Origin of the sequence: Amycolatopsis sp. NPDC021455, from assembly GCF_040640995.1 — a bacterium.
In the GTDB taxonomy this organism is placed as follows: Bacteria; Actinomycetota; Actinomycetes; order Mycobacteriales; family Pseudonocardiaceae; genus Amycolatopsis.
Genome location: NZ_JBFACT010000035.1, coordinates 42,429 through 54,638, shown reverse-complemented (window position 1 = coordinate 54,638; position 12,210 = coordinate 42,429). Strand labels below are relative to the sequence as shown.

Here is a 12,210-nt window from a genome sequence, read left to right as displayed (position 1 = left end):
TCCGCCGAGCCCAAACCGGCCACCGCCACCGACTTGCCGTGAAGGCCCCCTTCCCGGCTCTTAAGGCCGGTAAGGAGGCCTTCACGGCATTCCGCGCCGTCAGGTGGAGAACGGCGAGGACGCGCCCTCCGCGCGGGTGCGGCCGCGGCGGCCGGCGGCGGCCAGCGGCTGGGCGATGTCCTCGAGGGACTTGCCTTCGGCGTCGACGGCGAGGAACCGCGCGACCAGGCCGCCGGCGATCATCACGGCCGCGCCGAGCAGGTAGCCGATGAACAGGCGGACCGGGTGGTCGCCGGTGCCGATGAGCGCGCCGTAGATCACCGGGCCCAGCGCGCCGAAGCACTGCGCGATCGCGAAGAACACCGCGATCGCCTTCGCCCGGACCTCCAGCGGGAAGATCTCGCTCACCGTCAGGTAGCCCGCACTGGCGCCCGCGGAGGCGAAGAAGAAGATCACGCACCACGCGATGGTCTGCGTGATCGCGTTGAGCCACCCGGCGTAGAACAGCACCGCGGTGATGGCCAGCAGGACGCCGGACACGACGTACGTGCCCGAGATCATCTTCCGCCGGCCGAGGGTGTCGAACAGGTGCCCGATGGTGAACGGGCCGACCAGGTTGCCCACCGCGAACGCGATCAGGTAGATCGGCGTGGCCGCCGACGAAACCCCGTAGAACTTGCCGAGCACCAGCGTGTAGGTGAAGAAGATCGCGTTGTACAGGAACGACTGGCTGATCATCAGCGAGGCGCCCAGGATCGCCCGCGACGGGTACTCGCGGAACAGCACCCTGGCCAGGGCGACGTACCCGATCTGCTCGGCGGGTGTCACCTCGATGGCTTTCTTCTCGTCAACCGGCGGCAGGCTGCGGCCCGCCTCTGCCACCTCGTGCTCGATCTGGGCGATCGACTCCTCGGCGGCGTCGGCCTTGCCGTGCATGATCTGCCACCGCGGGCTCTCCGGCAGGTGCCGCCGCACCAGCAGGATCACCAGCCCGAGCACCGGGCCGATCAGGAAGCCCAGCCGCCAGCCCAGCGACAGGTCCATCCGGTTGAGCAGGATGTAGGTGCCGATCGTGCCCAGCACGGCGCCGGCCCAGTAGGTCCCGTTGACCGCGATGTCCACGCGGCCCCGGTAGCGGGCCGGGATCAGCTCGTCGATCGCGGAGTTGATCGCGGCGTACTCACCGCCGATGCCCATGCCGGCGACGAACCGGGTGGCGTACAGGAAGACGACCCAGCCGGCGCCGTTGCCGAGGGTCAGCGCGGTCAGCCCGCTGCCGACGAGGTAGACGGCCAGGGTCAGCATGAACAGGTTCCGGCGCCCCAGCTTGTCGGACAGGCTGCCGAAGAACAGCGCGCCGACCACCTCGCCGGCGAGGTAGATCGTCGCGAGCAGCCCGACCGCCGCCGACGACATGTTCAGCGTCTCGGGCTTGGTGAGCGTGTCGGCGACCGCGCTGGCCACCGTGATTTCCAGGCCGTCGAGGATCCAGGCCACGCCGAGCGCGACCACCATCCGGGTGTGGAACCGCGACCAGGGCAACCGGTCGATGCGTGCCGGGATCAGTGTCCGCACCCCGGACGACGCCGGTACGGGTGTTGCCGCCATGACAACCTCCTTGAGAGCCAACCGCCTCGGCTGGCTTCCCCCTCCACGGCCTGGCGAAACCCGATCGGGCGACTCCGGCCCCAGCGCCCCAATGCCACATTGGGTGCGTCCAACGCACCCAATGTGGCGTTCGGTGCGTCAGACGCACCCAACGCCACATTGGGGCGCTTGGAGCCGGGGTCAGCGGGAGCGGGACGCCGCGATGTAGGCGTTCGACGGGCCGGTGAACGACAGCACGACGCCGACGACCGCGGCGAGTGCCGCGAGGTACCCCAAGATCGTGTCCTGGGCGGTCAGCAGGGAGATCACGTGCAGCGCGGTGAGCACCGTGAGCACGATGCGCGCCCAGTTGCGGCCGGCTCGGAGCTTGAAGGCGAACAGCAGGTACAGCGCGGCGATGAGGACCACGATCACCACCGAGACGACCAGCGTGATGGTCGCGGCCTGGTCGATCTGCGCGCCGGTGAGGGTGCCACCGCGTTGTCTGTCCGCGTTGCGCAGGGTGTCCACCAGCGCGTCCCGGTTGACGAACAGCAGGATGCCGCCGACCAGGCCGAGGACCGTCGAAGCGACGAAGGCCCAGAAGGCGCCTTCGATCGTGCCGGGCCGCGCCGGGGCGGCCACCGGGCCGGCGGACGCCGGGGACTCGGGTTTGTCCGGGTATCGGGGGTAGTCCGGTGATTCGCTCATGATGATCGAATAGCACCTTTTCGCACGATTCGCAGAATGAACGGCCCGGGCCTTCTTGGCGGAACCTTTCCCCGCTCTTGTCCGCGCGCTGGAATTCCGCTTCCCGCCGTCGATCCACAGTGGATTCGTAAGCGAATCCCGCCTAGGAGGCGAAAATGCGCAAAGTCCGTACCGGCGTGCTCGTGGTGACGACGGCGGCGGTCGCGGCGGCGGCGGCCGGGTGCGGTACCGGTACCGCGGCGACCCCGGCCGCGGCCACCACCGATGCCGCCGCGCCCGCGCGGCCGGCCGAACAACAGATCGCGGACCTGTTCCCGCAGTGGAACGCGGCGCTGGCGACGGGTGACCCGCAGCGGGTGGCCGACCTCTACGCGCCGGACGCGGTCCTGCTGCCGACGGTCTCCAACCAGGTCCGCCGCACGCGGGCCGAGATCGTCGACTACTTCACCAAGTTCCTCAAGGACAAACCGCAGGGCGTGATCGAAGACGAAATCGTCGACGTCCTCGACGCCGACACGGCGATCAACACCGGCGTCTACGAGTTCACCCTGGCCAAGGAGGGCAAGACACAGCGGGTGCGGGCACGCTACACCTACGTCTACGAACTGCGCGGGGGCAAGTGGCTCATCGTGAACCACCATTCATCGGCGATGCCCGAGGGGTAGCTCGATCCGGACGCTCAGTCCGCCACCGGCGGCCTCGCCGAGCGTCACCGTGCCGCCGTCGTCGGTGACGAGCTGTTTCACGATGGCCAGGCCGAGGCCGGACCCGGACGGGCCGGTCCGGCCCTGGCCGCGCCAGAACCGGTCGAACGCGCGGCTCCGCTCGGCCTCGGACATCCCGGGGCCTTCGTCGGCGATCTCCAGCACCGCGCGGCCGTCCCGGCGCCCGGTCGACACGGTGACCGCGCCGCCGTCGGGCGAGACCTCCAGCGCGTTCGACAGCACGTTGTCGAGCACCTGCTCGAGGTGCCCGGGGCTGACCATCGCGAGCAGCTCGTCGTCGGCGTGGTCCTCGCGCAACGAGACGCCGCGGTCGGCGGCGACCGCCCGCCAGACGCCGAGCCGTTCGCCGGCCAGCTCGGCGACCCGCACCGGTTCCGGCGCCCCGATCGCCGCTTCGGCCTTGGCCAGGGTGAGCAGGCCGTTCACCAGCCTGCTCATCCGGACCACCTCGGCCGTGGCCTGGTCGACGTCTTCGTGCACGTCCGGGTCGTGCACGCCGTCGGCGATGTTGTCCAGCGACAGCCGCAGCGCGGTGAGCGGCGTGCGCAGCTGGTGCGAAGCGTCGGCGATGAACGACCGCTGCGCCCGCACGAGCGTGTCGATGGTTTCGGCGGCGGTGTTGAGCGTGCGCGCGAGGGTGCGGGTTTCGACCGGGCCGCTTTCTTCGGCGCGCGCGGTCAGCTCGCCGTCGCGCAGCCGCCCGGCCATCTGGTTGAGCCCCCGGAACGGCCGGGTCAGCCGCCGTGCGAAGAAGGCGCCCAGGAACGCGGCGACGATGAGCACCGCCACCGCGAGCACCGCCCGGAAACCCCAGATCTGCAGCTGCCGTGCGGCGATGGGGGCCGAGGGGTAGCTGACCCGGATCGCCCCGGTGACCCGCCCGGCCGCGTCGCGGGCGGGGACGGCGAGCACGAGGCCGTCGGCGTCCAGCGCGGCCGCGTGTCCCCACCGGACGGTGACCCGCCCGGCCAGCGCGTCGCGGAAGGCGGGGTCGGCCGCGGCCGGCGGCACCGGCAGGGGACCGGGCGCGGTGCCGTCGGCGAGGACGGCGTCGAGGCGTCCGGGTGTCTCCTTGTCGTAGGCCTCGGCCAGCCGGGCGAGGGCCTGGCGCGACGGGAGGTCCCCGGCCGAGAGCAGGAGCGCGGCGGTGTCGGCTTCGCGCCGCACCGACGTCTCGACGTCCCCGCGCAGCTGGCCGGTGAGCACGAACGCGACCGGCACCGTGAACGCGGCGATCGCGATCGCCACCAGCAGCACGTAGCTGACGACCAGCCGGCGGTTCAGTGACGTCGGCCCGCTCACCCGCCCGTCACCAGCCGGAACCCGACCCCGCGCACCGTCTCGACGACGGCCGCGTCGCCGAGCTTCCGGCGCAACGCTCCGATGTGGACGTCGAGGGTCTTCGTCGGGCCGAACCAGTGGGCGTCCCAGACGGCTTCCATGATCTGCTCGCGGGTCAGCGCCGCACCGGGCGCGTCCGCGAGGTACGCGAGCAGGTCGTACTCCTTCGGCGAAAGCGCCAGCTCGGCGCCGTCGACGTGGACCCGCCGCGCCCGCCGGTCGATGACCAGCCGCCCGCCCGGCAGGGAGTCCTGCTCGGCGGGCCGCGTGGTCACGGCCGGCCGCACGCGACGCAGCACCGCCCGCATCCGCGCGATCACCTCGCGGACGCCGAAGGGCTTCGACACGTAGTCGTCCGCCCCGATCTCCAGCCCGACCACCCGGTCGACCTCGTCGGCCCGCGCGCTGATCACGATGATCGGCACGTCCCCGCGGGCCCGCAGCTCGCGGCAGACGTCGAGCCCGTCGACGTCGGGCAGCCCGAGGTCGAGCAGCACCATGTCCGCGGGCTCGGCGGCCAGGGCCTCCGCGCCCGTCCGCACCCACGTGACCTCGTAGCCGTACCGCACCAGACCGCGCCGCAGCGAGTCGGCGATCGGCTGGTCGTCTTCCACCAGCAACACCCGCACGAACGGATCATGCCAGGTCAGCGGCCGGTGCTGCCGTCGGCCAGCTCCCGGAGGATGTCGGCGTGCCCGGCGTGGCGGCCGGTCTCCTCGATCAGGTGGACCAGTGCCCAGCGCATCGACGGGGCGCCGCGCCCGCGGCGCGCCGGGTGCGCGAGGTCGGCGCAGGCGTCGATGACCGCGTCCGCCTCGGCGCACGCCGCACGGTAGCCGGCCAGGATCTCCGCGGCGGTCTCGTCCGGGCGGGGCCGGAAGGTGCCGGGCCAATCGGGCGGGTCCTCCCCGAGGAAGGTGAACCGCTCGACCGCGGTCAGGTGCCGGACCAGGCCCAGCAACGACGTCCCGGACGGCACGCCGGGGGTGCGCGCCGCCGGTTCTCCGACGCCCTCGGCCTTGGCGGCCACGGCGTCCCGCAGGTAGCCGAGGAACCCGCGCAACACGGCTTTCTCGTCCGTGCCGGTGCGCGGGGGCGGGGTGTCACGACGTCGGCGGGGCATGCCGCCACCTTTCCCGGCACCCGCGGTCCCGGCACGCTTTCTTGCGGTTCCGGCAAGATGGCGGGGTGAGCGAGGACTTCGAGGACGTGCTGCACGCGGTCGGCCCCCGGCTGCGGGCGCTGCGGCGGCACCGCGGCCTGACGCTGGCCGAGGTCGCCGCCACGACCGGGGTTTCGGAGAGCACGTTGTCGCGGCTGGAAAGCGGGCTGCGGCGGGCCGGCCTGGAGCTGCTGCTCCCGCTGGCCCGCGCGTACGACGTCCCGCTGGACGACCTCGTCGGCGCGCCCCGCACCGGCGACCCCCGCATCCACCTGACGCCGATCCACCGCCACGGCATGACTTTCGTGCCGCTGTCCCGCCGTCCCGGGGGCATGCAGGCGTACAAGATGATCATCCCGGGCACCGGCCGGCCGCCGGAACCGGACCACAAGACCCACGAAGGCCACGAGTGGCTCTACGTGCTCCACGGGCGGTTGCGGCTGGTCCTCGGCGAGCACGACCTGGTGCTGCCGCCGGGCGAGGCGGCGGAGTTCGACACGACCGTCCCGCACTGGCTCGGCAGCGCCGACGGGAAGGCGGTCGAGCTGCTCATCCTCTTCGGGCCGTACGGCGAGCGGGCGCACCTGCGGGCCCGCGCCCGCTGAACCGGTGTTGCCTTGACGTCGGCGTCAACGTCTAGCTTCGGCGGCGTGAAGTTCGGAATCAGTTACAGCACGCCCTTTTTCGGCGCTGACCCGGAGAGGCTCACGGCGTTCGCGCGGCACGCGGAGGAGTGCGGGTTCGAGTCCTTGTCCCTGCCGGAGCACATCGCGCTGTATCCCGGCGCCAGGATCGGCCCGATGGAGCTGCCGCCGTCGCTGCCCTACGCGGATCCGCTGGAGTGCCTGACCTTCGCCGCCGCCGTCACGCGGCGCATCCTGCTCGGCACCGGGGTCCTGCTGCTGCCGTACCACCACCCGGTGGTGCTGGCCAAGCGGCTGGCGACCGTCGACGTGCTGTCCGGCGGCCGCATGCGGCTGCTCACGGTCGGCGTCGGCGCGCTGCCCGGCGAGGCGAAGGCGGCCGGCGTCGACTTCGCGACCCGCGGCCGCCGGGCGGACGAGGCGATCGACGTCCTGCGGCTGCTGTGGGGCGGCGGGGAGGACGGCGTCAGCTTCGACGGCGAGTTCTACGCCTTCGACGACGTTTGCGTGTTCCCCAAGCCGGTGGGTGTCCGGGAACTGCCGGTCCACGTCGGCGGTTCGAGCGCGGCCGCGGCCCGGCGTGCCGGGCGGCGCGGCGACGGCTGGTTCGCGGGCGGCATGCTGCCGCCGGACGAGCGGCGCCGCCAGCTCGAGCTGGTCCGGACCACGGCGGCCGAAGCGGGCCGCGATCCCGGCGCCGTCCAGTACACGCACTGGGGCTCGCTCGGTATGTCCACAAAGGACGTCGACGCGCTGGCGGAGGAGGGGGTGTCGCGGATCGTCGTCACGCCCACGACAGCCGAGCCCGGCCGGGCGCTCGAGGAGATGTCGGCGTTCGCCGAGCGGTTCGCCTTGGCCTGACAGCGAGCGACGCACGTCACGTCCGCCGGCCGGAACATCGGCGCGGGCAAGACGTTGTACAGGGTGTCGGTACGGCGGTGTCCCCGGGCCTCACCCCTTGCCTTCACGGAATACCGGTCACGCAGGAGCCGTGTCGTGCCTTTCGCCGCGAGGCGACCCCCGTACCGACCCCGAACTCCCGTTTCCGCTCGCAGGTCGACCCCCCTCGGACCTCCGCTGGGCGGAAGCGGGACTTTGTTTGCCATCCGGCCCTCACCCGCGGGCGTCGCCGGAGCTACGGGCCCGGTGGTGGGCCTGGACGGTTTCGCGCGTGCTTTCGGTCATCGGTCCTCCAGGTGGCGGGCGAGGTGGTGCTGGTTTTCGACGAGCCGCAGGCACAGGTGCCGCAGCTGCGTGGTTTCGGCGGCGGTGAACCCGCGGAAGAGCGCGGCCATCGCCAGCTGCGAAGGCCGCCGGAACTCCGCCAGCCACGTCCGCCCGTCCTCGGTGATCCGGACCAGCACGGACCGCCGGTCGCGGGGGTCGGGGACGCGCACCGCCAGCCCGGCCCGTTCCAGGGTGTCGACCAGGCCGGTGACGTTGCGGGAGCTGACCCCGGCCGAGGCGGCGAGGTCCTTGATGTTGTGGCCGGCGTCGTCGCCGGCGAGCCGGATGAGGATGTCGAGCGCGCCGGGGCTGAGGCCGCGGCTGTCCGTCCCGCGGGAGCGCAGCTGGTCCAGTCCGCGCGCGGCGGCGCGGACGGCCGCGGCCGCCTCCGGCACGGAGGTGTCGTCGTCGAGGGTGAATTCGGTCAGCGCGGTCCGGACGCCGGGGGAGTACAGCAGGCCGTCCGCGTCCCGGGCGAGGTTGGGTACGTCGTTCATAGTGAAGCACTACATTAGTACTTGCTTCCGTATTTTCGTCAAGGGGCTGTCCGGCCGGAGCCGTTTACCAGGGTTTCGCCCGGAGTTAGCCTCGGGCCCGGCACAGGTTCCCCCAGCCCCGCACATACTGGCCCGGCTCCCTGCCCCGACACCCCCGGAGTCTTCATGACGGACGTCAACCGACGGCGGTTCCTGCAGCTGGCCGGCGGCACCGCCGCCCTCACCGCGCTGTCCACGAGCATCGCCCGCGCGGCGGAGATCCCCGCCTTCCGGCGCACCGGCACACTCGCCGACGTCGAGCACATCGTGGTCCTCATGCAGGAGAACCGGTCGTTCGACCACTACTTCGGCACGCTGCGCGGGGTCCGCGGCTTCGGTGACCCGCGGCCGGTCACCCTGGCCTCCGGGAAGGTGGTGTGGGAGCAGTCGGACGGCAAGCGCGACATCCTGCCGTTCCGCCCCGAAGCGGACAACCTGGGCCTGCAGTTCATCCAGGACCTGCCGCACGGCTGGAACGACACGCACGCGGCGTGGAACGGCGGGAAGTACGACAAGTGGGTGCCCGCGAAGGGCTCGACCACGATGGCGTACCTGACGCGCGAGGACATCCCCTTCCACTACGCGCTGGCCGACGCGTTCACGATCTGCGACGCCTACCACTGCTCGTTCATGGGCTCGACCGACCCGAACCGCTACTACATGTGGACCGGGTACACGGGCAACGACGGCAAGGGTGGCGGCCCGGTCCTCGGCAACGACGAGAAGGGCTACTCCTGGACGACCTACCCCGAGCGGCTCGAGCAGGCCGGGGTGTCGTGGAAGATTTACCAGGACATCGGTGACGGCCTCGACGCCGCCGGCGGCTGGGGCTGGATCGAGGACGCCTACCGCGGCAACTACGGCGACAACTCGTTGCTGTACTTCGACTCCTACCGCAACGCCAAGCCCGGCGACGCCCTGTACGAGAAGGCCCGCACCGGCACGAACGCCAAGGCGGGCGAGGGCTACTTCGACCGGCTGCGCGCCGACGTCAAGGCCGGGAAGCTGCCGCAGGTCTCGTGGATCACCGCGCCGGAGGCGTTCTGCGAACACCCGAACTGGCCGGTGAACTACGGCGCCTGGTACATCGCGCAGGTGCTCGACGCGCTGACCGCGAACCCGGACGTGTGGAGCAAGACCGCACTGCTCATCACCTACGACGAGAACGACGGCTTCTTCGACCACGTCGTCCCGCCGTACGCCTCGGCCGGGCAGTCCACTGTGGACACCGCGGGCGAGATCTTCGCGGGCTCGGCGGCGAACCCGGCCGGCCCGTACGGGCTCGGCCAGCGCGTCCCGATGCTCGTGGTGTCGCCGTGGAGCAAGGGCGGGTACGTCTGCTCGGAGACGTTCGACCACACCTCGATCATCCGGTTCATCGAGCGCCGCTTCGGCGTGCGCGAGCCGAACATCTCGGCCTGGCGCCGGTCGGTGTGCGGCGACCTGACGTCGGCGTTCGACTTCGCGCGGACCGACGCGGGCGTGCCGAAGCTGCCGGACACCGCCGGCTACGAGCCGCCGGACCGCAAGCGGCACCCGGACTACATCCCCGCGGTCCCGGCCCATGGCGTGCTGCCGAAGCAGGAACGCGGGCTGCGCCCGGCCCGGGCCCTGCCGTACGACCTGGCCGCCGACGCCCGGCTCGCCGGCGGCCACCTCACGGTGACGTTCGCGAACCACGGCCGGGCGGGCGCGGCGTTCTACGTCGTCACGCCGTCGGGCGAGCCGCGGACGTACACGGCGGGCGCCGGGAAGTCCCTGGTCGCCTCGCTGCCGGCCACCGGGGCCTACGACTACACCGCCTACGGCCCGAACGGGTTCGTCCGGCAGTTCCGCGGGAGCGGCGCCGGGCCCGAGGTGAGCGTGCGCTGCGCCGGCTCCGGCCTCGAACTGGAGCTGGCGAACCCCGCGACCACCCCGGTGAAGCTGACCGTGACGGACGCCTACGGGCGGCGCTCGGTGACGCGCCGGCTGTGGCCGGGCGCGCGGGTCGTCGAGCACGTGGACACCCACCGCAGCGGGAACTGGTACGACGTCTCGGTCACGGCCGACGGTGACCCGAAGTTCCTGCGCCGCCTCGCGGGACACGTCGAGAACGGCCGGCCGAGCACGAGCGACCCGGCGACTCTGACGGACTGAGCCGCTCACCCGGCCGGGTGGCCGCCGAATTGCGGCTCCCGGTTCCGGGTGGGAGCGTCGGGGCACCGACTGCCTTCCCACCACGGAACCGGGAGCGAGCATGACCACCACGGAGATGCCGGCCGTCCACGAGTGCACGGTCAGCGGCTGTTCCTACAACCACGACGGCTGCCACGCGTTCGCCATCACCGTCGGCGGCGACAACGGCTCCGCCGACTGCGGCACGTTCGTCCCGCTGAACACGAAGGGCGGCTTGGACCGCGTCGTGGCCCAGGTCGGCGCCTGTTCGCGGGTCGACTGCCGGCACAACTCGGCGCTGGAGTGCACGGCGCCGAGCGTCCGCGTCGGCCCGGGCGACGGCGGCCACGCGGCCAACTGCCTGACCTACACGAGGTAGGCACCGCTCAGGCGACGCCGAACTCCAGTGCCGTCCGCCCGTCCGACACCGCGGTCGTGGTGCGGAGCACGAGACCGTTGCCGGCCGCCAGGGCGGTCAGCTCCTCCACGGCCCGCTCGCGGCCCGCGAAGCACATCAGCATGAACAGGTTGATCGCCGCGCCGGAGCCCTGGTTCCGCACGGGCTCGATCACCACCACCGTGCCGTCCGGCGCGGCGGCCTCGCGGCACCTCGCCAGGATCCGGCGGCTGTGGTCGTCGTCCCAGTCGTGCAGGATGTCCGACAGCAGGTAGGCGTCCGCTCCGGACGGCAGCGGGTCGAAGAAGCTGCCCGCCACGCCGCGGGCCCGGTCCGCGAGCCCGGCGGCCGCGAGCCGCTCGGTGGCCGCGTCGGCCGACGGTGCCAGGTCCAGCACCTCGCCGCGGACCTCCGGGTGGGCGAGCAGGATCGCTTCGAGCAGTGTCCCGTTGCCGCCGCCGACGTCGAGGATCCGGCGGAAGCGGCCCCAGCCGAACCGCTCGGCGATCTGCGGGGCCTGCTCCCGGAAGCGCCAGCGCATCTGGGCGTCGAACGAGCGCCGCAGCGCCGGGTCGGTGTCGAGGTCCGCCCAGAACCCGCGACCGTAGCGCCGCTCGTAGGCGGACGCGCCGGTGGTGATCGTCTCCAGCAGGTCGGCGAAGGCCAGTTCGGCGCGCCCGCCCGCGCACCGGATGTCCAGCAGCGGCTTGATCCCCGCCGGGTCGTCCCCGGCGAGCTGGGCGCCGAGGTCCGTGGGCCGGTAGCGGCCGGATCCGGCGGCGAAGACGCCGACCTCCACCAGGTGGTCGAGCAGGCATTCCAAAGCGCGCGCGGAGGCGCCGGTCGCGGCGGCGAGCTCTTCCGCGGTCGCGCCCGAGGGGCCCGCGTGTTCCACGAGGTCGAGTGTCGCGGCCACCCGGATGGCCATCGGGGTGGCCAGGCCGGCCATGGCGAGGAGGGAGGGGGTCATTCGGCTCAGGCTAACGAGGACGGCTGGTTCCTCGTAGTGCTTTATCATCACCCTGGTTCGATCGGTGTACCGAACGGAAGGCCGGACTGATGGACGCTTTGCCGAACGGCGACCCCCCGTCGATCCGGGACATGCTGGCGGTGAACCTGCGCGCGGCGCGCTCGGCACGGGGCCTGTCGCTGTCGGAGCTGGCGCGGCGGTCGGGGATCGGCAAGGCGACGCTGTCCCAGCTGGAAGCGGGCACCGGCAACCCGACGATCGAGACCGTGTTCAGCCTGTCCCGGGTCCTCGAGGTGGCCATCTCCGACCTGCTCGACCACCGGCCCCGCGGCGGCCTGACCGTCGTGCGGGCGACGGAGGTCGAGGTGCTCCGCGGCGAAGGCGTCGACCTGCGCCCACTGCGCCGGATCGAAGACGGGAACAGCGTCTTCGAGGTGTACGACCAGGTGTTCCGCGGTGACGCGCCGCAACGGTCGCAGGGGCACGCCGGCGTCGAGCACACCATCGTGCAGACCGGCGGCCTGCGCGTCGAGGTGGCGGGCCGGACCGTGGACCTCGGGCCCGGCGACTACGTCGCGTTCGACGCCGGCGAGCCGCACGGCTACACCGCGCTGACCGCGCCCGTGCACTCGGTGCTGCTGCTGCAGTACCGCGCGGACGACCGGCTCGACGGCCGGCCGCACCCCGTCCCGGCGGAGGATTGACACCCTCCGCGACGCCGACCTATCGTTCGCTATACCGAACGCTGGAGGG

13 protein-coding genes are annotated in these 12,210 nt (G+C 72.3%); 6 read left to right on the top strand and 7 right to left on the bottom strand.

Annotated features, from left to right (window positions below; all coding sequences use genetic code 11):
* Positions 1-99: 99 nt before the first annotated feature.
* The gene (locus AB0G28_RS30780; RefSeq protein ID WP_361096770.1) at positions 100-1,608 is read right to left on the bottom strand and encodes an MFS transporter; all 1,509 of its coding nucleotides are present in this window, start codon (positions 1,606-1,608) and stop codon (positions 100-102) included.
* A 180-nt stretch (positions 1,609-1,788) separates the two neighbouring features.
* A complete protein-coding gene (locus tag AB0G28_RS30775; RefSeq protein ID WP_361096767.1) occupies positions 1,789-2,298 on the bottom strand; it encodes a hypothetical protein in 510 nt (169 codons plus the stop codon).
* Between the two features lie 155 nt (positions 2,299-2,453).
* On the opposite strand from AB0G28_RS30775, the gene AB0G28_RS30770 reads away from it, so the two are divergent.
* Positions 2,454-2,963: an SgcJ/EcaC family oxidoreductase gene (locus AB0G28_RS30770; RefSeq protein WP_361096764.1), complete on the top strand. Its 510-nt coding sequence runs from the start codon at positions 2,454-2,456 to the stop codon at positions 2,961-2,963.
* On the opposite strand, the gene AB0G28_RS30765 is transcribed toward AB0G28_RS30770, so the two are convergent.
* From AB0G28_RS30765 to AB0G28_RS30755, 3 genes are read right to left on the bottom strand one after another with little or no spacing between them, the layout of a single operon-like run.
* Positions 2,940-4,325 (bottom strand): HAMP domain-containing sensor histidine kinase, encoded by a 1,386-nt coding sequence (locus AB0G28_RS30765; RefSeq protein WP_361096761.1) that lies wholly within the window; start codon positions 4,323-4,325, stop codon positions 2,940-2,942. The genes AB0G28_RS30770 and AB0G28_RS30765 overlap by 24 nt on opposite strands.
* Complete coding sequence (locus tag AB0G28_RS30760; RefSeq protein WP_361096758.1) at positions 4,322-4,993, bottom strand: response regulator transcription factor; 672 nt, start codon at positions 4,991-4,993, stop codon at positions 4,322-4,324. Before AB0G28_RS30760 ends, AB0G28_RS30765 begins: the two co-directional genes overlap by 4 nt.
* A gap of 17 nt (positions 4,994-5,010) precedes the next feature.
* A complete protein-coding gene (locus AB0G28_RS30755) occupies positions 5,011-5,487 on the bottom strand; it encodes a DinB family protein (RefSeq protein ID WP_361096755.1) in 477 nt (158 codons plus the stop codon).
* A gap of 65 nt (positions 5,488-5,552) precedes the next feature.
* On the opposite strand from AB0G28_RS30755, the gene AB0G28_RS30750 reads away from it, so the two are divergent.
* On the top strand, positions 5,553-6,131 hold the full coding sequence (locus AB0G28_RS30750) for an XRE family transcriptional regulator (RefSeq protein ID WP_361096752.1): 579 nt from the start codon (positions 5,553-5,555) through the stop codon (positions 6,129-6,131).
* A 45-nt stretch (positions 6,132-6,176) separates the two neighbouring features.
* The gene (locus AB0G28_RS30745) at positions 6,177-7,031 is read left to right on the top strand and encodes a TIGR03619 family F420-dependent LLM class oxidoreductase (RefSeq protein ID WP_361096749.1); all 855 of its coding nucleotides are present in this window, start codon (positions 6,177-6,179) and stop codon (positions 7,029-7,031) included.
* A 320-nt stretch (positions 7,032-7,351) separates the two neighbouring features.
* Here AB0G28_RS30745 and AB0G28_RS30740 read toward each other — a convergent pair whose 3' ends face one another.
* A complete protein-coding gene (locus AB0G28_RS30740; RefSeq protein WP_361096746.1) occupies positions 7,352-7,894 on the bottom strand; it encodes a MarR family transcriptional regulator in 543 nt (180 codons plus the stop codon).
* A 165-nt stretch (positions 7,895-8,059) separates the two neighbouring features.
* Here AB0G28_RS30740 and AB0G28_RS30735 point away from each other — a divergent pair, with 165 nt between their 5' ends.
* Complete coding sequence (locus AB0G28_RS30735; RefSeq protein ID WP_361096743.1) at positions 8,060-10,072, top strand: phosphocholine-specific phospholipase C; 2,013 nt, start codon at positions 8,060-8,062, stop codon at positions 10,070-10,072.
* Between the two features lie 100 nt (positions 10,073-10,172).
* Entirely contained in the window at positions 10,173-10,469 is a 297-nt protein-coding gene (locus tag AB0G28_RS30730) for a DUF1540 domain-containing protein (RefSeq protein WP_361096740.1), read from the top strand.
* A gap of 7 nt (positions 10,470-10,476) precedes the next feature.
* Here the strand turns inward: AB0G28_RS30730 and AB0G28_RS30725 are convergent, their stop codons facing one another.
* The gene (locus tag AB0G28_RS30725) at positions 10,477-11,457 is read right to left on the bottom strand and encodes a methyltransferase (protein ID WP_361096737.1); all 981 of its coding nucleotides are present in this window, start codon (positions 11,455-11,457) and stop codon (positions 10,477-10,479) included.
* Between the two features lie 89 nt (positions 11,458-11,546).
* Here AB0G28_RS30725 and AB0G28_RS30720 point away from each other — a divergent pair, with 89 nt between their 5' ends.
* The gene (locus tag AB0G28_RS30720; RefSeq protein WP_361096734.1) at positions 11,547-12,161 is read left to right on the top strand and encodes a helix-turn-helix domain-containing protein; all 615 of its coding nucleotides are present in this window, start codon (positions 11,547-11,549) and stop codon (positions 12,159-12,161) included.
* The last annotated feature ends 49 nt before the right edge of the window (positions 12,162-12,210 follow it).